The following is a 20,599-nucleotide window of genomic DNA, read 5'->3' on the forward strand; positions in this document are numbered from 1 at the left end:
AACGTGCCTTATCGTCTGGTTGCACTCACATCGTAAGCTGTATTAGTGGAGAACATCATCATGCAATACCGGGGATACTTGTGCACCCTGCTCGCGCTTTTGGTCTGGCTTCTGGCCAGTTGCAGCAGCACACCTCCGATGGAAACCCCGGCGGATGAGACGCCCCTGTCCCGGGAGGCGATTGAAGCCCGAGTCAAAACACTGGTGGATCAGGCCCGCGCCAGCCAGTCACCCGAACGCGAAGGATTTCTGCTGGAAGCCGCCAACCTGCTGGTCGAACAACAGGAGTACGACTGGGCCCGTAACCTGCTGACCTCCATCGATAGCCGCCAATTGGATAACCCCGGATTTTTGCTGCACACCGAGCTGTTGGGCTCAGTGGCACTGAATGAAGGGTCTTACTATCTGGCCGAACGCATTCTAACCAACCCCCGTCTGGAACAACAGTGGCAGACCATGGCGCCGGAGCGCGAGCTCGCGCTGCGTGAGTTGCGCGCCCACCTGTACCAGCGCACCGGTGATGTCATCGCCAGCGTCAATGAACGCATGCTCATGGATTCGCTCCTCAGCCCCGAGGAACCGGCGAGCGCCGAGAACCGGGAGCAGCTCTGGCAGAGTCTGATGTCCCTGCCCCTCGCAGAACTGGAACAGGCCATCAGCGATGAGAGTCAGACCCCACTGCGCGGCTGGCTCGAGCTGGCCGCGATCAGTAAAGACAATCAGACCAACCTCGAGCGGCAACAAGCTCAGGTGGACCAGTGGCAGAGCGCCTGGCCCAACCACCCCGCCAGCACCAACCTGCCTAAAGACCTGCAACTGCTGCGCCGACTGATTGAACAAAAGCCCCGGCAGGTCGCGCTGCTACTGCCCGAAGAAGGTACCCTGGCCCGCGCCGCCGATGCCGTTCGCGACGGCTTTCTCAGCGCCTACTACCGAGCCGGACATGAACAGAGCCAGCGCCCCCAGATACGTCAGTACAACACCAGCGCCAGCGATGACATTCTGGCGCTTTACGAACAAGCCATGGCCGAAGGTGCCGATCTGGTCATCGGCCCACTGGATAAGGACAAAGTCCGGCAACTGCATGAACAGGATCTGCTACCGATTCCCGTGCTGACCCTCAATTACGTGGACAGCACTCAGAATGAAGAGCGACCCGAAGCGCCCGAGGGCCTGTATCAGTTTGGCCTCGCCTCGGAGGACGAAGCCCGTCAGGTGGCCCGTCGCGCCTATCAGGAAGGCCACCGCAACGCCATGATCCTCGCTCCGGACCGCAACTGGAGTGCGCGCAGCGCCCAGGCTTTCACCCGGGAGTGGCGGGCGCTGGGCGGCGAAGTCTCGATCGACAGCCAGTTTCCTGGCAGCGGTGATTATTCCCGGATCATCCAGCAGGCGCTGTTGATTGATCAGAGCCAGGCCCGCCGACAGGCCCTGACCCGCCTGCTCGGCAGCGCCCTGGAATTTGAGCCACGGCGGCGCAAGGACCTGGACATGATTTTCCTGATGGCCGACCCCGAGCAGGGCCGCCAGATACGGCCGACCCTGGCATTCCACTACGCCGGCGATCTGCCGGTGTACGCCACCAGTCACATCTACACCGGCGAACGGGACACCAAAAGCAATCGGGACCTGAACGGAGTACGCTTCAATACCCTGCCCTGGCTGCTCAACGGCGAGTTCGAAGAGAAGGCGACACTGGCCGAGCACAGCCAGGAGGCGGCCATATACAGTCGTCTGCACGCCCTGGGTGTGGACGCCTACCGGCTTTACCCGCGCCTGCCCCAGTTGGAGCAGATTGAGGATGCCCGACTCTACGGCGCCACCGGTGCGCTGCGTATGCGCCCCGGTGGGCGGATTGAGCGGGAGCTGGTCTGGGCCCAATTTCAGGGGGGAGAAGCCCGGCCCATGGCCGCCGCCACCCCACGTGACAACACGCTTCAGGAGGAATTGCGTGATGACTTACAACCGCCCGGCGAGCGCTGAGGCCGGAAAAGCCGCCGAACAGGAAGCCGAACGTTATCTGGCGGCACAGGGGTTGACGGTCCGGGACCGTAACTACCGCTGCAAAGCCGGAGAGATTGATCTGGTCATGGCCGATGGCAATGCGCTGGTCTTTGTTGAAGTTCGACTGCGCCGCCATAACGGCTTTGCCTCAGCGGCCGAAACCGTGGATTTTCGCAAGCAGCAGAAGCTCATTCGCGCCGCGCAGCACTATCTACAGCGCACCGGACTGACCGATCGGGTCGCCTGTCGTTTCGATGTGGTGGCGTTCGATCCGCGCCGCACCGCTGGCGCTCCAATAACCTGGCTCAAAGACGCTTTCAGCGCAATTTGAGCCCGTCACTCGAAAACGGGACATCCTATGGAACAACGGGTCATCACCCTGTTTCACGAAAGCATTGAGGCCACCATGCAGACCGGTGAAAGCCTCGCCCCACAGATTGTTCACGCCAGTGAAGTGATGGTCGAGGCGCTACTCAACGGCCACAAGATCCTCACCTGCGGTAACGGGGTCTCCGCCGCCCAGGCACAGATTCTCACCAGCAGCCTGGTACACCGGTTCGAGCAGGAGCGACCCAGCCTGCCGGCGCTGAATCTGGGCGCCGACATGATCACCCAGACCGCCATTGCCGCCGACGGTGGCGGCAATGATGTCTACGCCAAACCCCTGCGAGCCCTCGGGCAGGACGGCGACGTGCTGGTGCTGATCACCAGCACTGGGAATGCCGGCAGCCTGTTGCAGGCCATCAGCGCCGCCCACGACCGCAACATTCGGGTGATCGCGCTTACGGGCGGCGATGGTGGCGACGCCGCCGCCCTGCTCGACCACCGGGATATCGAACTGCGCGCGGCCCTGCCCTCGGCGATACGCATTCACGAAGTGCACCTGCTGACGATTTTTTGTCTGTGTGATTTGATTGATCAACACCTGTTTGGAGGATTCCACTGATGGCTCGTCCACGCTTCTTGGGATTACCCGCCATTTTGTTGACCACACTGCTGTCGGTGCTTGGAGGCTGCACTACCATTGTCGATGCCACTACCAGCGAGCCCATCCAACTGAACCCCGGGAAACGCTCGCTCGGTATGCGCATCGACGATTCCCAGATCGAGACCATTGCCAGCGTCAATATCAACAAAGCCCACCCACGCCTGGACGAATCGCCCATCGATGTGCACAGCTACAACGCCGTGGTCTTGCTGGTCGGTCAGGTACCCAATGTCGAACTGCGCAGCCTGGCCGCCAAGACCGTGGATGCTATCCACAGTGTCCGGCAGGTGCACAATGAGCTGGAAGTCGACGCACCGATCTCCTTCATGACCCGCAGCCACGACAACTGGCTCACCACCAAGGTCAAAACCAAGCTGTATGCCAGTCGCGATGTCGAGGGTGGCCGGGTCAAGGTGATTACCGAGAACGCCAGTGTGTACCTGATGGGCCTTGTATCCCGGGCCGAAGCCGACCGAATCACCGACATTGTCAGCCGCACTGGCGGTGTGGAGCGAGTCGTGCGAGTATTTGAGTACATTGACTGAGGCGCCGATCACCCCGGCCCTTGAACAATAATTTCAACCCCGGTAAAAGGATTCGCGTTATGGACATTTCAACCATCGTTGTTCTGGTACTGATCGGCGCGCTGGTGTTCTACCTGATCAGCGTTTACAACCGCCTGGTCGCACTGAAAAACCGATTTCAGAATGCCTTTGCCCAGATTGAAGTTCAGCTCAAACGCCGCTACGACCTGATCCCCAACCTGGTCGAAACCGCCAAGGCCTACCTCTCCCATGAGCGGGAGACCCTCGAAGCCGTAACCCAGGCACGCAACCAGGCGCTTGCCGGTCTCAATGCCGCCCGCAGCGCGCCCGGCGACCCACAGGCCATGGCACAACTGAGCGGAGCCGAAAACAGCCTGGCGGGGGCACTGGGCCGCCTGAACATGGTCATGGAGGCCTACCCCGACCTGAAAGCGTCCCAGAACATGATGCAGCTCAATGAAGAGCTCACCAGCACCGAAAACAAAGTCGCGTTCGCCCGCCAGGCGTTCAACGACTCGGTGATGACCTACAACACCTACAAGCAGAGCTTCCCACCGGTCATTCTCGCCAGACACCTCGGCCATCGTGAGGATGCCGCGTTGCTGGAGTTTGACGACAGCGAAGCCATTCAGGCCGCCCCCAAAGTCTCGTTCAAATAAGCCCCGGCCGCCCCGCTATGGATTTTTTTGAACACCAGGAGCTGGCTCGCCGCAACACCCGTCGCCTGGTGGTGTTAATGACGCTGGCGGTACTGAGCATCATTGCCCTCACCACGTTGGTATTCGTGGTCGCCAGCGTCGGTTTGACCTCGGTGCAAACGGCCGGCGGTGGCGGCTACTGGCGACGCCTGCTCGAACAAGTGGGTTGGCAACCCATCGCCTGGATTTCTCTGATGGTCGGCTTGCTGGTTCTGGTGGGCAGTGGCTTCAAATGGTTGCAGTTGCGCGCGGGTGGGCAGGCCGTGGCCGAGGCCCTGGGCGGCCAACTGATTCCCGGCAACAGCCAGGAACTGCCCCGGCGACAACTGCTGAATATTGTCGAGGAAATGGCCATTGCCTCCGGCACACCGGTTCCCCCGGTGTACGAGCTGAATGAAGCCGGCATCAACGCATTCGCCGCGGGCCACGGCCCTCACGACGCGGTCATTGGGGTCACCCGTGGCGCCATGGAGCAGCTTTCCCGGGATGAATTGCAGGGAGTAATTGCGCACGAGTTCAGTCACATCCTGCATGGCGATATGCGCCTGAATCTGCGCCTGGTGGCGGTGCTGAACGGCCTGCTCCTGATCGGTCTGCTCGGCCATATTCTGGCGCGCAGCGGTGCTCACCGCGGGCTTCGCCGTCGCTCCAATCAGGGCAATGTCGCACTGATCGGACTGGGACTGATCATCCTCGGCGCCGTCGGCACTTTCTTCGGCAACTGGATCAAGGCGGCGGTGAGCCGGCAGCGGGAGTTCCTGGCGGACGCATCGGCGGTTCAGTACACCCGCAATCCCGAGGGCATCGGCGGCGCCCTGATCAAGATCGGCCACTCTCCGGACGGGTCACGACTTTCGGCCAGTGACGCCAACGAATTCAGCCACATGTACTTCGAAGAGGGCGTCAAGGCACGATTGAGCGGCCTGATGGCCACCCACCCACCGCTGGAAGACCGGATTCGCCGGGTACTGCCCGGCTGGCAGGGGGACTTCACCCCGCTGAGTCAGCCCGACAGCGCAGCAGCAGCGCAAACCTCCGAATCCGCTTCCACAACCGGGCGAGAAGAGACGGCCCGAGCCATGGCGGCGGTTGCGGTGGCCAGCAGCGCCGGGCATCACACAGGTGACATCAGTCCCAAGGCGCTTGAACAGGCACGGGCCACCCTGGAGACACTACCCCAAACGCTGCGCGAAGCGGCCCGCGCCCCCTTCAGCGCCCGGGGCGTTCTCTGGGGCCTACTGTTGACTGCCGACCCGAATGCGCGCGCATCCGAGTGGCACTATCTGGCGGAACAACTGAAGGAGAGCGAGCTGGACGCGCTGCGTCCGGTGATGACGCAGAGTGCCGAACTGCCGGACGGTTTGCGCCTGCCGGCGATTGAGCTGGCCCTGCCCTCGCTCAATGAATTCTCCGATCAGCAACGCCGGGACTTTCTCGTCATTTTGAACGGTCTGGCGAAAGCCGACGGACGAGTACAACTGAGCGAGTGGATCGTTTACCGGCTGGCACACACCCACCTGGTGGCACCGGCCCCCAAACGCCAGCGCCTCAAGCTGGCGTACTGCAACGCCGAAGCCCGACTGCTGCTGTCGGTCGCCGCCTGGGCCGGTCGCACCCAACCGGCCGAGGCTTACCGGGCCGGCGCCTCCCGGCTGGGCCTGGAGACATCACTGATGCCTACCGAGGACATCGGCTTCACCGGCCTCGACAGTGCCCTGGACCGATTGCGCCAGCTGCGCCCGCTGGAAAAGCCCGAATTACTCAAAGCGCTGCGCGACTGCCTGCTCCAGGACCAGCGGGTCACACCACGGGAAGCGGAGCTTTACCGCGCCGTGGCGGACGCACTGGACTGCCCGACCCCACCGCTTGAGGCATGATCCACTTGAGCGGTCGTCCGCGGTTAACACCCATGCCCGGTTAAATCTTCACCCACCAAGGGTTATAATGGCCCTTTCGCCCACCAACCATTGAGGTAGACACCTTGCAACTGGATCAAGCGACACAGGAACAACTGCGCCAGTGGGAAGCCGAACTGGCCGACGAATACCAAGCCATCGTCAACCAGAAGCTCAACCTGGATCTGACCCGAGGAAAGCCCTCTCCGGAGCAACTGAGCCTGTCCGATGCGCTGGACGGCATTCTCAAAGGTGACTACAAAGCCGCCGACGGCACCGACACCCGCAACTACGGTGGCCTGGACGGCCTGCCCGAAGCCAAACAACTGGGCGCCAACCTGATGGGCGTCGAGCCCGACGACGTGCTGGTCGGTGGCAACAGCAGCCTGACCCTGATGTTCCAGGTCATGCTGACCGCTCACCAGTTCGGCCTGACCGGCCCGGACAGCGCCTGGAAGAACGAGGGCAACGTGAAATTCCTCTGCCCGGTGCCCGGCTACGACCGTCACCACACCGTCTGTGAGCAACTCGGTATTGAAATGATTGCCGTGCCCATGACCGACACTGGTCCGGATATGGACAAAGTAGAGGCCCTGGTCAAAGACGATCCGCGCATCAAGGGCATATGGTGTGTGCCCAAATACTCCAATCCGACCGGTGTGGTGTACAGCGATGAAACCGTTGAACGCATCGCCGCTCTGGGCAAAATCGCCGGCCCGAATTTCCGGGTATTCTGGGACAACGCCTACGCCGTTCACGATCTGGTGGACAACCCGCCGGAACTGACCTGTGTAATGAAAGCCTGCGCCCAACACGGCACCGAGGACTCGGTCATTCAGTTTGCGTCGACCTCAAAGATCACCCATGCCGGTGCCGGGGTCGCGTTCGTCAATGCCAGCACCGCCAACCTGAAAGGGTTCAAGCAGTTTCTGGGAACCTGCACCATCGGCCCGGACAAGGTCAACCAGATTCGTCACAGCCGCTTCCTGCCCAACCGGGACGCTCTGATGAAGCACATGCAGGGTCACGCCGAACTGCTCAAGCCCCGCTTTGCGGCGGTACTGGATGCGCTGAATGAGGCCTTCGCGGACAGCGATCTGGGCAACTGGCAAGAGCCCCAGGGTGGGTATTTTGTGTCGTTTGACACTCGTCCGGGCTGCGCCCAGGACACCGTTCGCCTGGCGGCCGAAGCCGGGGTCAAGCTGACACCCGCGGGCGCCACCTTCCCCTACGGTCAGGACCCCGAGGACCGCAACATCCGTATTGCGCCCTCCGTGCCCAGTGTCGAGGAAGTGAAAGGGGCGATGAAGGTGTTTGTGATCTGCGTCAAGCTGGCCTCGGTGCGCAAGCAGCTCGCCAGCTAAACGCAAACAGTCAAAGACTGAGAGAAGGCGTCCACTGAGGGCGCCTGATCCGCCAGATCTTTTTGGCCGGACACGCTCAAGCCAACCCAATAGACGGACATAAAAAAACCACCGATCGCTCGGTGGTTTTTTTATGTCCGTCAAAAAAGCGGCCTTAACGGGCGCGCATTTCTTCCGGCATGGGCACAAGAACAACACTAGGTGCATTGGCCGCCCGAGCGGCATCTGCTACCGAGACATAAACGGAAGCATCAGCACGTTCGTGCGTACGAATGATCACCGTGGCTTCCGGCAGTTCCGCGCGCATCCGCTCAATGTTGGAACGAATCGCCCGCGTATCCACACGACGGTTTTCCATCCACACCTGGTTATCCTGACGGATATCGACCACGATGTTGGGATCCGCATTTTCCGGTGGCGGCTGGTCATTCTCTTCGGGGACGTTGGTGTCCAGGCCGATCTCCTTGACGAACGAAGCCGTCACAATAAAGAAGATCAACATGATGAAAACCACGTCCAGCATGGGCGTCAAATCGATATCGTTACTATCATCACCGCTACGGCTCTTCTTTCTTCTCACCGCACTTACTCCCGTTCTTATCTGAAATCACTGGGTGTCTGAAATCACTGGGCGCCCTTGAGCCCCCCAGAAACAGACCCGAATACTAACAGCTTTTACCGCTGCATGACCATCGCTTTCTTGCCGTTGTCGCCATCCCAACGCCCGCTAATGGTCCTTTTTACACCCTGACAAAGGTGAAACTGCCATAAAAATGCGGCTAAGAGAATAAATCGAGCTGGTAAAAAGCCTGATCTTCCCGTAAATCCACAAACCGCACCCCAACGCCGAGCAGCCTGACCGGCCGATCGCCGCGCACAAACGCTTCCTCACACAACGCCCGGTAAGCGGCCTGATTGACATCGGTCCCGGCCCGCTCAAGGGTTGTGGAGGTGAAATCCTCAAACTTCAGCTTCACGAACCGCTTGACCACCCGATAATCGCCATCAACCCGGCGCAACCGAAGGGCCAGAGACTGCAGCAGCCCTGGCAACTGCCCGAGGCAATGCTCGAGGTCGGGCAGGTCCTGGGCAAAGGTGTGCTCCACACTGAGGGACTTGCGACGCCGGCTGACCGTCACCGCCCGCTCGTCACGCCCGTGGCACAGGTGGTGCAGACGCACACCGAAGGCCCCGAAGCGCTCACTGAGCTCAAACACATCAAAAGCCTGCAGGTCACCACAGGTGGTCACACCCATCTGCGCCAGCTTCTGAGCCGTGGCCCGGCCGACACCCGGCACGCGCTCAACGGGCAACGCACGAACGAACTCCGCCACCTGCTTCGGAGGCACCACGTACAAACCGTCGGGTTTGCGCCAATCACTGGCCACCTTGGCCAGAAATTTATTGGGCGCAACGCCGGCCGAAATGGTAATACCCAGCGCGTCGCGAACCCGCTCGCGAATCGCCTCGGCGATCCGGGTGGCGCTCCCCTGACAGTGTTCACTGTCGGTCACATCCAGATAGGCCTCATCCAGCGACAAAGGTTCCACTCGTTCGGAAAAATCGTAGAACACATGACGCATTTGCAGGGACGCTTCCCGATAAGCATCCATCCGGTGCGGCACAATCAGCAAGTCCGGACACAAACGCTTGGCGTAAGCCGACGCCATTGCCGAGCGAACGCCGTAACGCCGCGCCTCATAATTACAGGTGGAGATGACGCCACGCCGATCCGAGCTGCCCCCCACCGCAATCGGACGATGACGGAGACTCGGATCGTCCCGCATCTCGATTGCGGCAAAAAAGCAGTCCGCATCACAGTGAATAATTTTACGCACAAAGCGTGTCCCGACCTTGAATCATACCTGTGATTATATACAGAAAACGCACTCAAGGATAACGCCCGCAGTCCAATGACGAATCAGGGGTGAGCCTTCCGCCAAACTCAAAACCAACCGGTAAACATTTCAATCGACTGTTCGAAAAACCCGAAAACGGGTTTTTTTTACGAAAAAGCGGTTTATTTTCCTGATTTCGCAATAAAAAACTTGAATTTTCACCACAAAGTTTTAACTTATCACCTGTTTGTATTTTGCTTTTTATTCATCCTTCATTTTTCTTCCAAAACAATAAGGGAAGCAAACCATGGCTGCACGCAAAAAATCGTCCGTTGACGCTGTTGCGCAACTGGAAAAAGAGCTCGCTCAGGTCAAAGCGCAACTGAGCAAAGCCCGCACTCAACAGGAAACCGATGCCCAGAAAACCGTAACAGCACTGACCAAGGAAGCCACCAAAGCGGCGACCAAAGTCAAGTCAGCCCGCGCCAAGCTGGCCACCGCGCGCAAGAAGAAAACCCCCGCCGCGGCCAAGCAGGCAGAAGCCGCCAAGGCCGCAGTGAACACGGCGAAGGCCGCTCACGACACGGTCAAAGCTGATCTGGCAGCCGCCAAGCAGACCCTGGCCGAAATCAAGGCCGCCAACAAACTGGCCAATGAGCACGACAAAGCCGTAGCCAAAGCCGAAGCCGCCATGGCCAAGGTTCAGCAGGCCGCCGCTCGTAAAGAAGCCGCTCGCGCCAAAGCCGCCGCCAAGAAAGCGGCCGCCAAAGCCAAAGCGAAAGCCAAAAAAGAAGCCGCCCGCGCCCGCGCCGCCGCCAAGAAACTGGCAGCACGGCAGAAAGTAGCGGCCAAGAAAGCCGCCGCCAAGGCCAAGGCAAAAGCCAAAAAGGCCGCCGCCAAAGCCAAGGCAGCCACCAAAAAGACCACCGCCAAGAAAAAAGCGGCGACCAAAAAGCCAGCGACCAAGAAAACCGCTGCGCGTAAGAGCACTGCCAAGAAGGCCGCCACCAAGAAAACCGGCACCCGCAAAACCGCGGCCAAAAAAACCACCGCTAAAAAAGCAGCGGCGAAAAAGGCCGGCGCCCGCCGCGGCCGTCCCGCCAAGGCAACCCCCAGCGCCTAAACGCTAGTGGCGGTTCCACAAAAAAGGGTCCTCAGGGACCCTTTTTTGTGTCTGACCATTTTTATCTAGTCCCTTCGCGCCTTGATATCCAGCTCCAGTTCCCCTTGGTCGTCCTGGCGACAAGACGCCCGATAAAACAACGCCTCGCCATAATAGCTCTCTGCATTGAAGTCGATCACATAGGTGAGCGGCGGATGGCTTTCCAGGTTTGGCTCCTGCCCCAACTCGGGCTCAGGGCGCTCGGTAGTCAGCCATTCCAGTGCCTGCATTCCACCCACTCGCTGCTCCAGTGCCGCGACACATTCCTTCCAGAGCGTCTCCCGCCGGGCAAACTCATCCTCCCACCACTGCAACCACTGCTGGCGCTCCTGCTCGGTCTGTTGCTTTTGCGCTTCCAGGGCGGCGAGCTCTCGGGCTTTCTCTTGTCGCTCCCGCTCACGCTGCTGCGCCAGCTCATACTCTTCCCGCAGTTGCTCAAAGGACACCAGGCCACCGGGACGGGTGTCATCCACTTTCATCAGGCTGGGACCGTCGACCATCAGGCTGAAAGTCTGGCCCGATGGATTGCGGCACTTGAGGGTGAAGACGGGACGCTCGAGTGTGCTCCGCCCGAGATGACTGGTGCCCTCCAGCAGCTCTTCACAACCCGGGGATTCCTCCACCAGGCGCGCAGCGTCATACAATCGGGGCAGGTGTCGTAGATAGGATTTGGGCAGCCACAGCTGCTCCAGCTCAACCGACTGGACCGGAGTGGCCGCGCTCAGACACAGGCACAACGCCAGACCGGCGCTAAGGTGTGGGTAATTGATCCTGGGCAATTTTTGCATACACATAGGCGGCCAACAGCAAGCGGCGATCTTCATCCGCCTCAATGAATTCCAGCCCGTACACTACCGGGGTGTTCTGCTTGAGCTCCTGGGTACTGCGCTCAACCCGGGAGCGGATGACCGCCTCGAGGCGCAGATCACGATAGAGCCCGGCCACTTCAACCTGGGCGGTAATGGATACTTTGTCTCCGATATCGCCCAGAATACGATCCAACTCCAGGCGCGCACCCGACAGGCTGATATCAACCACACGGGCTTCCACTTCGGAGGCCTCAAGGCTGCTCTGGTTGAGCACCACGACCGGCAAGTCTATTTCCACACGGGTGGACTGCCGAATGCCTTTAAAGCCGACTTCTTCGGGGTAGTCGAGGTGTAACAGTGGGTAGGGCTCCGTGGCCTGGCTCTCCACCGAGCAGGTGAAAACTCCGACCCCATTTGCCACCATCATCCGGGCCACAACCTTCTGCCCAGGACGCAAGCGCAGAAAGCGACCATTAACCCGAGGCACTGACAGCAATAGCGCCCGCCCTGGCATGGCACCCACAAAGCGGCACGGGTAGCGTTCGGACATCCCGGTACTGGTTTCGACCTGGACTTGAAGCGGGTAGCCCGGCCGAAGTTTCAAATCGTCAAAGGTCATAGTGGCCCTGAACAGAATACAATCGGACCCGGCCATTGGCCGCCGGGCGCGGAATAAACCTCATGATAGCAAATTTACCGGCCAACTAACGACGCGCCGCTCCAAATTCACCATTCCACTCCAGCAACAGGCGCGCCAGCGATTGCGCCTGGGCGTGCAGGGCCGAGAGCTCCTCGCGGGTGTCCTTGGGACCGGTGTACAACCGGATCTGCCGGTGACGGTTGGCAAAGCTGTGCTGCGGATTCTGGGCACGGTACACCTCGAGCTTCCAGCGAAGGCTGTGCACGGTATTCCGATAGTAGGCGAGTTTGGTGGCCTGGGTGATCGGCCGGTTGGACTCCAGGTTGGCAAATTCGCTGAAGTCCGAGGCCAGTACAACCACTTGCCGGCACCCCGGTGAAGCAATGAGGGTCGCCGTGCGTTCATGGCCAATCAACATGGCCAGATCACCGAACACTTCGCCCGGGGTAATCTGATTGATGGAGGGACCTTCCACCTGCTCATTGGGGTATACGTCCAGCTGCCCTCTCAGCAGAAAATACAGCCACTGGTCCCGCTCACCGCGCTGCAGTACCTGTTCACCGGGTTCGTAGTAGGCGATATGGGCCCGATCCAGCAGAATTTCGAACTGCCAGTTGTCCTGCTGTTTGACGGTTTTGTAAAAAGGAATGGTGAGCAACCAACGTTCAACGGTATCTCGGGGAAATTTGTTGAGGGGTTTTATTTCCATAGTTGCCAAGTTCTCTGCCCCGGAGCGGTCAGTATATTGTTTATTATTCCCCGGGGCCGGCTCCACCGCCCACAGGGGTTGCTCCGCATCATAGCCTTGTCCATTGACGTCTGACAACCGGCTCTGCTCCGTGTTGAGAAATCTGCACGGTTATGACGCAAAGGAATAGACCTGCCCCATTTTTGCCCAAATTCGTCCGACCCACACTGCCCATCAAATCAACATTTTATTGTATGATAGCCGGCTGATGCCCGACGAAGTGCGGAATTACGGGACGCACATAATAATGATGTGAATTGGGATTCGCTTATGTTCAAAGCCTCAGTTATTTCTGTCTTGCTCTCGTTTGCCTTGTACCTCGCCCCCTCGGCAATGGCGGCGTCAAGCCTGAACGGCCTGGCGTCTCATCAGGAACTGGGCAATGAAATGTTCATTGGTGCACTCTATCTTGAGTCCAGAACTGATAGCGCCGACATGGCGCTCAACAGCCCCGGCGCCAAGCGCATGGAGCTGCGCATTACGGCCGACGATGGCATCCCGTCCCGGCGCTTCAGCCGAATGTGGATTGAAGGGGTCTCCATCAACAACAGCGGCAGCGCCCTCACCGCGCAGGCCGACAACATGGTGGCCTTCTCCAACCTGTTCCGGGGACGTCTGCGTCGGAACGATGTGGTCGCCATCGAGCTCAACCCCGGCACCGGCGTTACGGTGGGGTTGAATGGCGTCGAGCTCGGGGTAATTGAGGATGAGCCCTTCTTCAACATCTTGGCCCGTGCCTGGGTGGGCAATGTCCCTCTGTCATCGACCTTCCGGGACAACCTGCTCTCTCCGAACGAGATCCCCGATGACCTGCGTTCGCGCTTTGAAGCCATCGAGCCCTCAGCCGCGCGGATCGAAACCGTGGCCCAGTGGAATCAGCCGGAACCGGAACCCGAGCCGTCGCCCGAGCCGGAATCCAGCGCGCCACCTGCAGCCGCGACCGCCCCGCTGGTGACCGCTCTGGACATGCCGAAGGCGTCCCTGGAGCCAGAGCCGGAGCCCGAACCAGCGCCAGAACCCGAGCCTCAGCCAGAACCGGAGCCCGAGCCTGAACCCGAACCGGCGGTAGTTGCCGAAGAAGAGGAAGAGGATGACGAGCCGCTACTGACCGCCGAGTCTCTGCGGGCGCAACAGCTGTACTTCTCCAACCTGATGCGCAGCATCCTGCAAAACACCAGCTACCCTCGACGCGCCCTTCAGCGCGGGCAGGAAGGGGAGATTCGCGTGGCAGTGGTAATCGATCGCGCGGGCGCCATCCAGAGCATGAATATGCTGGAAGAGTCGGAACACTCCCTGCTCAACCGGGAGGCCGAGCGGGCCATCCGGGAAGCAGCACCCTTCCCGGACGTGCCCGAGGTCATTCGCGGAGACGTGTACGAGTTCTCGGTACCCTTTACCTTCGTGGTCCCGGAATAACAGCGCCGAAACCGTTGTAACGATACGAAAACGGCGCCTTAAGGCGCCGTTTTCGTAATCAGAACATGATCCGTTGATCAGTGCTCCCGTGTCGCCCGCAGATTCACCTCCGGGTAGCGCTCCTCGGTCAGGGACAGATTGACCCGGGTTGGCGCCAGATAGGTGAGGTAGCCACCCCCATCCAGGGCGAGATTATCCGCACACTTGCGCTTGAACTCTTCGAGCTTTTTCGGATCCTCACACTCCGCCCAGCGCGCGGTCGCCACATTGACCGGCTCGTAGATGGCCTCAACCTTGTATTCGTCTTTCAACCGGTAGGCCACCACCTCGAACTGCAGCACCCCAACCGCGCCGACCACAATATCGTTGTTATTGAGCGGGAAAAATACCTGGGTAGACCCCTCTTCCGCCAACTGTTGCAACCCCTTCTGCAGCTGTTTGGTTTTGAGCGGATCTTTCAGGCGGATGCGGCGGAACAGTTCCGGGGCAAAGTGCGGGATGCCGGTAAACTTCAGCGGTTCACCCTCCGTGAAGGTATCGCCAATCTGAATCGTACCGTGGTTGTGAAGCCCGATGATATCGCCAGCAATGGCCTCATCCACCGCACTGCGGTCGCCGGCCATGAAGGTCACCGCATCGGCAATCTTCACATCCTTACCCAGGCGCACATGACGCATCTTCATGCCCTGGCGGTAGGTGCCCGAGCAGATGCGCATAAACGCAATACGGTCCCGGTGTTTCGGGTCCATGTTCGCCTGAATCTTGAACACAAAGCCTGACAGTTTTTCTTCGTTGGGCTGTACTTCCCGATCATGGGTCATGCGAGGCATGGGCTTGGGCGCCCAGTCCACAAAGTGATCCAGCATTTCGCGAACACCAAAGTTGCCCAGGGCCGTACCGAAAAACACCGGCGTCATACGTCCCGCCAGGTATTCTTCGACATCAAAGGGCGAGGTCGCGCCGCGCACAAACTCGATCTGCTCGCGAATATCTTCAGCGTCATCACCCAGCAACGCACTGGCTTCTGCACTGTCCAGCCCCTGAATTTGTGTGTCAGCGGGAATGGTGTGTCCCTGACCTTTCTCGTACACGTGAATGGTGTCCGTGTACAGGTTGTAAACGCCTTTGAAATCAACCCCCATGCCCAGCGGCCAGTTGACCGGAGCGGCGGTGATGTTCAGGACCGATTCGATTTCATCCAGCAGGTCTACCGGGTCCCGGGCTTCCCGGTCCAGCTTGTTCACGAAAGACAGAATCGGGGTATCGCGCAACCGGCAGACATCCATCAGTTTGATGGTACGGTCTTCCACACCCTTGGCCCCGTCCAACACCATCAGCACCGAATCCACGGCGGTGAGGGTGCGGTAGGTGTCTTCCGAGAAGTCTTCGTGCCCGGGGGTATCGAGCAGGTTGACGATGCGTTCCTTGTAGGGGAACTGCATCACCGAGGACGTCACCGAGATGCCACGCTCCTGCTCCATGGTCATCCAGTCCGACTTGGCATGGGGCCCTCGCTTACCTTTCACGGAGCCGGCCTGCTGAATCGCACTTCCGAACAGCAACAGCTTTTCAGTGATGGTGGTTTTACCGGCGTCCGGGTGGGAAATGATGGCAAAAGTACGCCGGCGCTGGATTTTCTCGGCAAAGCTGCCAGATGACATAGTCAATCGACCTCGGAGTTGCGCAAAAAACGCGCATCATACCGGAATTCCGGACGCCTGGCAGCCGTGTATCGCGGCCGACCGATGCCCGGCTAGAAAGGCGAGTGCTTTTTCAGCTTGCGCTGCAGAGTGCGCCGGTGCATGCCCAGGGCCCGGGCGGTGGAGGAAATATTGCCATCGTGCTCCAGCAGTACCCGCTGCAGATGCTCCCATTCCAGCTCGGCGGGGGTGACGTGACGGCCTGAAAGCGGCTCGGTTTGTGCCACGTCGGTGCCTCTCAGCACCTTGAGGAGCTGGGCCAGGTCCACCGGCTTGGCCAGGTAGTTGGTGGCACCGCGCTTCATCGCTTCCACAGTGGTGGCGATGCTGGCGTAACCGGTGAGCACCACCAATTCACGGGGCTGAAAACGCTGTTTGAGTTCCGCAATCAGGTCCAGCCCGGACCGCTCGCCCAACATCAGATCGAGCAGAATCGCATCCAGGGGCTCGGGATCACAGGCGAGCGCGTCCTCCGCATCGGCGCAGGCGCTGACCTCAAAGCCCTCGCGCCCCAGGCGGCGAGTCATCAGGTCGCGAAACAGCGCATCATCGTCGATCAGTAACAACCTAGTCACCGTCAGAACACTCCTGAATGGGCAATTCCAACCGGGTCCGAGTGCTATGGTCGTCGCCGGACCAGTACACCTGCCCGCCAAACCGCTCCAGAGTGGCATAGCTCACCAGTGCGCCCACGCCAAACCCCTCATCGCTGGGCAGACATTCGGCCCCCAGACGCGCCCGCTGCTCCGGTGTCAGAGGCCGACCGGTGTTATCAATGTCGAGCCGCCACAGTCCCTCAGAGCAGTAACCACTCACCCGCACCGAACCGCCCGCATCCAGGGCATTGTTGAGCAGGCTCAGGATGGCCGGCATCAGCGTGCGATCGGCCCGCACACAATAACCGGCCAGCCCTTCCATCTCGCCCCAGTCCACCGGCTCACCGGGACGGGTAATGCTCAGCAGCTGACGGACCGACTGAATCAACTGGTCCAGAGGCAGCGCTTGCATGCGCCGCGCGCGGACATCCTCGGCAATCAGTCGCCAATCAGCCAACAACCCCTGAATACGCGCCAGCTGCTGGCGGATCAGTTGGCGCTCGGTCTCCGTCACTTGACGGTCGGCGGGCGCCAGAGCGAGCTCCACTTCATCCAACAACAAACCGACCGACTGTACCGGTGTGGCCATTTCGTGGGTCAACTGGGCGGCGGCGGTTCCCACCGCCAGGAGTTGCTCATCGCGCAACTGGGTTTCCCGCAGCCGCTGCAGATCCAGATCCCGCTGATGCAGTTGCCGGCGAAGATAGAGTAAAGTCAATGCCAGCAACAGGGCCGCGATCACAAAACCCGCCACCATGGCCTGAAAATGTCCGCCCATGCCGCCGTGCCCCAGGTGAGTATCGGACACCGCCATCAGTTGTACCAGCTGCCCCGCAATACTCGCGATCAACAGCAGAGCCGCCCACGGCCAGGGCAACAAAAGGAAGGCCAACACCAGAGGAATCAACAGCAACGCGGCGAAGGGGTTGGTAGCACCGCCCGTGAGCCAGACCACCCCATTCCAGAGCGCAATATCGCATAACAGATGGAGACTGAGCCGCCGATGTTCAGCACGCGGCCACGGCGAGTAAGCGACAAGCTGCACCGCCAGGGCAAAACACCACAGGCCCAGCCAGCCATCCACCGTCAGCGCAGTCTCGGACAGGACGTCTTGACCCATGGGCACCAGCAGCACGGCAATCAGCAGCCAGCGCACCCACTGAAGGTACTGCTCCGGGCTGCGCTCAGTGGGGGTCATGGCCCGCCTCCACCGGCGTCATTGCGCGCTCACCGGCCCGAACCTGCTGGACGTAACGGCGCAGCCACTCCCAGGCCCAGAGGCCGACCAGGCAGTTGGCCAGCGCCGTGGCCATAAAGATGCCTTCCAACCCCCAGATCCATTGGCCCAGCAACGCCAGAGGCAAAAACACGTAGGCTACCCGACCAGCGGACAGCGCCATTGCCGGCATCGGACGCCCCAGGCCGTTAAAGGCGGCATTGACCGACATCACTATGCCGTAAGCGCCGTAACTGAAAGGCACCACGGCCAGATAGAAAGCCGCCACCCGCAACACTTCTTCATGCTCACTGAACAGGCTCGCCAGCAACCCGCCAAAAAGCCACAGAAAGACCGCGAGCAGCAGACCAAAGCCCAGGCAGAAGAGCGACAGTACCTTCACCGCTTCATTCAACCGATGGTGTTGCCCGGCCCCGAAGTTTTGCCCGAAAAACGGGCCGATAACGCCGGACAGCGCATAAAACACGATCAGCATCAGCGGCTCGATCCGCATGGCCACTCCCAGCCCGGCCACCGCATCGGTCCCGTAGCGAGCGACCATGACCGTCACCACCGCACTCGCCAACGGGACAATCACATTGGTGGCCATGGCGGGAACACCGACATGCACAATGGTTTTCCAGGATCGCATAAGCGCCTGCCAGGCCACCCAGGGATAGGTCAGCAGCCGAACCCGCACGGCGAGAATATAAAAGGCCACCAGAAAGGTCAGCAGGCGGGTAATCAAGGTGGCCAGCGCCGCGCCCTGAAGCTCCAGGGCCGGAAAGCCCCACAGCCCAAAAATCAGCAGCGGGTCCAGCGCAGCATTGAACAGCGCCGCCGCGCTCATCAGGTATCCCTGGATATGGCTCATCCCCAGAGCGCGCAGGGCCGATAGGCAGACCATGGGCACCATCAGAAAGGGCGCGCTGATAAACCAGATCGACATATAGTCACGAATCAGGGGCAACAGGTCGGGCGTGGCGCCCAGAAGGCTGAACAGCGGGTCCATCAACAGCCAGCCGAGCAGGCACATGCTGGCCGATACCAGAAAGGTCAGGCTAATCGCATCGGTGGCCAGGCGGCGGGCGTAACTGGCATCCCCTTCACCGATGGCGCGGGAGATGGCCGACGAGGAGCCCGCTCCCAGACCAATGCCCAGGCTGGTAATAATCATCACGATCGGGAAGGTAAAGCTCATCGCCGCCAGTGGCTGGTTGCCCAACTGCGCCACGTAGAAGGTATCCACCACATTGAATGACATGGTGGCCAGCAACCCCCAGACCATGGGAATGGCCAGGGTCCGCAGCTGGCCGGCCACGGGACCTTCGGTGAGCGTTGCAGTAAGCGGTCGTGACATAAACCCCACGGCGGCAGGCGGATTCAAAGCGGGACAGTATACCCCAGACCCCCGCACTTCGGGGGCAGGTAGGGTGGCATAAGGCCAACGGCCGTCATCCACCGTTAACACTCTGACGCCACCGGGTTGGTGGTGGATGACGGCCTGCGGCCTTATGCCACCCTACAGCTGCCTTGCCAAAATCAACGCATCCTCCCGTCCCCGGGCGGTAGGATAATAATTCGGCCGTTGCCCCAACTCGAAAAACTGCTCCCGCTCATAAAACGCGATTGCGGAGTGATTGGACACCCGTACCTCAAGAAACACCATACTGGCAAAGGGCTTGACCTGCGCCAGCATCAGATCCAACAGCGCCTGCCCCACGCCCTGGCGCTGTCGATTCGGCGCGACCGCAATATTGAGCAGCTCGGCATCGCCCGCGGCCCAGGTCACCACCACAAATCCCACCAGCTGCCCCTGATGCTCAGCGAGCCAGCAGTGATGACGACCGGTCAGGCAGTCGTCATAACTGGACCGTCGCCAGGGGTGGCTCTGAACCTGCTTCTCCAGCGCCATGACGACCTCGATATCGGCGGACGCCAAAGGTCGAAAAATCAGCTTGAGGCCGGTGGCAGTGGTTACCGTGGAGGGCGAGGGGTGGGGAGTCAGGGTCATGGAGGTCAAAGGAGTCAGCTCGCGGGCACGTCCATTGGCAACCAGGGCTGCACTGCCGCCCAAAGCGGCCGCTTCAGGTCCGGGTTACGCAGTATTTCCAGCAGACTGGGCGCGACCAGCGTGGGCATATCGAACGGTGGCAGGGACAGCGACTGCCAGAGAACCTCATCGTATGGCTTGTCTTCCGGCAACAGGAAGCGCGCAGCCGACTCCCCCATCAGCAACAGATGGCGCACCGGCCGGTTGGTCAGTTCAGTTTCCAACCAGGTACTCAGCTCCGCTCGGGCATCATCGGCGGTCAGACGCACCGCTTTGTGGTTGACCAGCGGCCAGGGCAACACCTCTTCGCTGACCCGCTGCGAATCGTGGGGTGCCAACGCCTGCAACAGGTTGCGCAGCAACCGGTCCGTGGGCATGGCCGCACGGGGCTGGCGGGCATCGACTACCAGGATTGGCAGGGGAGAGCGCCAGATACTGAGGGTAAAGGGCTCGATGCGCTCGGCGGGCGGCTCCGCCGCGGCCACCTTCTCCGGCTCCGGCGGCGCTTCCCGCCGCGTCGGCTTGGCCGGTTCGCGCATATCGTTCAGGAAATCCGCCACCGGACGCGGTGTCTCAGCGGGCACCCGCTCAGCTGCAGGCTCCCGAGCCACCGCAGGCGCCGCCGACGGCGGCTCAACCACAGGGAGCTCGCAGGCGGTGGGCATTGGCGCATGAGGCATCAGCCAGCGCGGAACATACTGCTCCATGCCCAGGGCGTCCAGATAAGCCTGTCGCTGATATTCATTCATAAAAGAGGTCACAGTGCCCAACCAGATCAATCCGCCATTCTAGCAAACATCACCCACAATGTCGGGCCGATTACGGCGGATGCGGGCTTTGCCCTCCGATGTGTCGGACCGATCCGCCCTACGCGATCTTTGGTTTCTTGTTGGGTTGGGGTTACGGCGGATGCGCCTTCGGCTTATC

The 20,599-nt window shown here is 60.5% G+C and carries 20 protein-coding genes; 9 read left to right on the forward strand and 11 right to left on the reverse strand.

Features of this window, described 5'->3' with window-relative positions; all coding sequences use genetic code 11:
* Positions 1-60: 60 nt before the first annotated feature.
* From N645_RS0107225 to N645_RS0107255, 7 genes are all read left to right on the forward strand, one after another.
* Positions 61-1,983, forward strand: a complete 1,923-nt coding sequence (locus N645_RS0107225) for a penicillin-binding protein activator (RefSeq protein WP_024460837.1) — start codon at positions 61-63, stop codon at positions 1,981-1,983.
* The gene (locus N645_RS0107230) at positions 1,955-2,335 is read left to right on the forward strand and encodes a YraN family protein (protein WP_024460838.1); all 381 of its coding nucleotides are present in this window, start codon (positions 1,955-1,957) and stop codon (positions 2,333-2,335) included. The genes N645_RS0107225 and N645_RS0107230 overlap by 29 nt, the downstream gene beginning before the upstream one ends.
* Positions 2,336-2,362: 27 nt before the next feature.
* On the forward strand, positions 2,363-2,950 hold the full coding sequence (locus N645_RS0107235; protein WP_024460839.1) for an SIS domain-containing protein: 588 nt from the start codon (positions 2,363-2,365) through the stop codon (positions 2,948-2,950).
* A complete protein-coding gene (locus N645_RS0107240) occupies positions 2,950-3,537 on the forward strand; it encodes a BON domain-containing protein (protein ID WP_024460840.1) in 588 nt (195 codons plus the stop codon). Before N645_RS0107235 ends, N645_RS0107240 begins: the two co-directional genes overlap by 1 nt.
* Before the next feature lie 59 nt (positions 3,538-3,596).
* On the forward strand, positions 3,597-4,196 hold the full coding sequence (locus N645_RS0107245; RefSeq protein ID WP_024460841.1) for a LemA family protein: 600 nt from the start codon (positions 3,597-3,599) through the stop codon (positions 4,194-4,196).
* A 17-nt stretch (positions 4,197-4,213) separates the two neighbouring features.
* The gene (locus N645_RS0107250; RefSeq protein WP_024460842.1) at positions 4,214-6,112 is read left to right on the forward strand and encodes a M48 family metallopeptidase; all 1,899 of its coding nucleotides are present in this window, start codon (positions 4,214-4,216) and stop codon (positions 6,110-6,112) included.
* A 104-nt stretch (positions 6,113-6,216) separates the two neighbouring features.
* Positions 6,217-7,494: an aminotransferase class I/II-fold pyridoxal phosphate-dependent enzyme gene (locus N645_RS0107255; protein ID WP_024460843.1), complete on the forward strand. Its 1,278-nt coding sequence runs from the start codon at positions 6,217-6,219 to the stop codon at positions 7,492-7,494.
* A 154-nt stretch (positions 7,495-7,648) separates the two neighbouring features.
* Here the strand turns inward: N645_RS0107255 and N645_RS0107260 are convergent, their stop codons facing one another.
* Complete coding sequence (locus N645_RS0107260; protein ID WP_024460844.1) at positions 7,649-8,074, reverse strand: biopolymer transporter ExbD; 426 nt, start codon at positions 8,072-8,074, stop codon at positions 7,649-7,651.
* 199 nt (positions 8,075-8,273) lie between these two features.
* Positions 8,274-9,332: a DNA polymerase IV gene (gene dinB / locus N645_RS0107265; RefSeq protein WP_024460845.1), complete on the reverse strand. Its 1,059-nt coding sequence runs from the start codon at positions 9,330-9,332 to the stop codon at positions 8,274-8,276.
* 307 nt (positions 9,333-9,639) lie between these two features.
* Between dinB and N645_RS0107270 the strand changes: the two genes are divergently transcribed.
* Positions 9,640-10,455 (forward strand): hypothetical protein, encoded by an 816-nt coding sequence (locus tag N645_RS0107270; protein ID WP_024460846.1) that lies wholly within the window; start codon positions 9,640-9,642, stop codon positions 10,453-10,455.
* Positions 10,456-10,520: 65 nt separating this feature from the next.
* On the opposite strand, the gene N645_RS0107275 is transcribed toward N645_RS0107270, so the two are convergent.
* The 3 genes from N645_RS0107275 to N645_RS0107285 form a co-directional block, all read right to left on the reverse strand.
* Positions 10,521-11,273 carry a hypothetical protein gene (locus N645_RS0107275; RefSeq protein WP_152521649.1) on the reverse strand — a complete coding sequence of 251 codons (753 nt, stop codon included), beginning with the start codon at positions 11,271-11,273 and terminating at the stop codon, positions 10,521-10,523.
* Positions 11,245-11,922 (reverse strand): flagellar brake protein, encoded by a 678-nt coding sequence (locus N645_RS0107280; RefSeq protein WP_036160552.1) that lies wholly within the window; start codon positions 11,920-11,922, stop codon positions 11,245-11,247. Before N645_RS0107280 ends, N645_RS0107275 begins: the two co-directional genes overlap by 29 nt.
* Positions 11,923-12,007: 85 nt before the next feature.
* Positions 12,008-12,652 carry a cyclic nucleotide-binding domain-containing protein gene (locus tag N645_RS0107285; RefSeq protein WP_024460849.1) on the reverse strand — a complete coding sequence of 215 codons (645 nt, stop codon included), beginning with the start codon at positions 12,650-12,652 and terminating at the stop codon, positions 12,008-12,010.
* 309 nt (positions 12,653-12,961) lie between these two features.
* Here N645_RS0107285 and N645_RS0107290 point away from each other — a divergent pair, with 309 nt between their 5' ends.
* Positions 12,962-14,107, forward strand: coding sequence for a TonB family protein (locus tag N645_RS0107290; RefSeq protein WP_051174340.1), 1,146 nt, complete (start codon positions 12,962-12,964; stop codon positions 14,105-14,107).
* A gap of 77 nt (positions 14,108-14,184) precedes the next feature.
* Here N645_RS0107290 and N645_RS0107295 read toward each other — a convergent pair whose 3' ends face one another.
* From N645_RS0107295 to N645_RS0107320, 6 genes are all read right to left on the reverse strand, one after another.
* Positions 14,185-15,768, reverse strand: a complete 1,584-nt coding sequence (locus N645_RS0107295; protein WP_024460851.1) for a peptide chain release factor 3 — start codon at positions 15,766-15,768, stop codon at positions 14,185-14,187.
* 92 nt (positions 15,769-15,860) lie between these two features.
* Positions 15,861-16,382, reverse strand: coding sequence for a response regulator transcription factor (locus N645_RS0107300; RefSeq protein ID WP_238559217.1), 522 nt, complete (start codon positions 16,380-16,382; stop codon positions 15,861-15,863).
* A complete protein-coding gene (locus N645_RS0107305; protein WP_024460853.1) occupies positions 16,375-17,601 on the reverse strand; it encodes a HAMP domain-containing sensor histidine kinase in 1,227 nt (408 codons plus the stop codon). The genes N645_RS0107300 and N645_RS0107305 overlap by 8 nt, the downstream gene beginning before the upstream one ends.
* A complete protein-coding gene (locus N645_RS0107310; protein WP_024460854.1) occupies positions 17,588-18,979 on the reverse strand; it encodes an MATE family efflux transporter in 1,392 nt (463 codons plus the stop codon). Before N645_RS0107310 ends, N645_RS0107305 begins: the two co-directional genes overlap by 14 nt.
* A gap of 162 nt (positions 18,980-19,141) precedes the next feature.
* Positions 19,142-19,696, reverse strand: coding sequence for a ribosomal protein S18-alanine N-acetyltransferase (rimI, locus tag N645_RS0107315; protein WP_238559218.1), 555 nt, complete (start codon positions 19,694-19,696; stop codon positions 19,142-19,144).
* Positions 19,648-20,421, reverse strand: coding sequence for a hypothetical protein (locus tag N645_RS0107320; RefSeq protein ID WP_024460856.1), 774 nt, complete (start codon positions 20,419-20,421; stop codon positions 19,648-19,650). Before N645_RS0107320 ends, rimI begins: the two co-directional genes overlap by 49 nt.
* Positions 20,422-20,599: the final 178 nt, after the last annotated feature.

The sequence above is a fragment of the Marinimicrobium sp. LS-A18 genome (assembly GCF_000463525.1).
GTDB lineage: Bacteria > Pseudomonadota > Gammaproteobacteria > Pseudomonadales > Cellvibrionaceae > Marinimicrobium > Marinimicrobium koreense.

Coding starts and splice junctions, on each gene's coding strand:
- N645_RS0107225 (WP_024460837.1), top strand. CDS start 61: ATGCAATACCGGGGATACTTGTGCACCCTGCTCGCGCTTTTGGTCTGG.
- N645_RS0107230 (WP_024460838.1), top strand. CDS start 1,955: ATGACTTACAACCGCCCGGCGAGCGCTGAGGCCGGAAAAGCCGCCGAA.
- N645_RS0107235 (WP_024460839.1), top strand. CDS start 2,363: ATGGAACAACGGGTCATCACCCTGTTTCACGAAAGCATTGAGGCCACC.
- N645_RS0107240 (WP_024460840.1), top strand. CDS start 2,950: ATGGCTCGTCCACGCTTCTTGGGATTACCCGCCATTTTGTTGACCACA.
- N645_RS0107245 (WP_024460841.1), top strand. CDS start 3,597: ATGGACATTTCAACCATCGTTGTTCTGGTACTGATCGGCGCGCTGGTG.
- N645_RS0107250 (WP_024460842.1), top strand. CDS start 4,214: ATGGATTTTTTTGAACACCAGGAGCTGGCTCGCCGCAACACCCGTCGC.
- N645_RS0107270 (WP_024460846.1), top strand. CDS start 9,640: ATGGCTGCACGCAAAAAATCGTCCGTTGACGCTGTTGCGCAACTGGAA.
- N645_RS0107280 (WP_036160552.1), bottom strand. CDS start 11,922: ATGACCTTTGACGATTTGAAACTTCGGCCGGGCTACCCGCTTCAAGTC.
- N645_RS0107285 (WP_024460849.1), bottom strand. CDS start 12,652: ATGGAAATAAAACCCCTCAACAAATTTCCCCGAGATACCGTTGAACGT.
- N645_RS0107290 (WP_051174340.1), top strand. CDS start 12,962: ATGTTCAAAGCCTCAGTTATTTCTGTCTTGCTCTCGTTTGCCTTGTAC.
- N645_RS0107295 (WP_024460851.1), bottom strand. CDS start 15,768: ATGTCATCTGGCAGCTTTGCCGAGAAAATCCAGCGCCGGCGTACTTTT.
- N645_RS0107305 (WP_024460853.1), bottom strand. CDS start 17,601: ATGACCCCCACTGAGCGCAGCCCGGAGCAGTACCTTCAGTGGGTGCGC.
- N645_RS0107310 (WP_024460854.1), bottom strand. CDS start 18,979: ATGTCACGACCGCTTACTGCAACGCTCACCGAAGGTCCCGTGGCCGGC.
- N645_RS0107320 (WP_024460856.1), bottom strand. CDS start 20,421: ATGAATGAATATCAGCGACAGGCTTATCTGGACGCCCTGGGCATGGAG.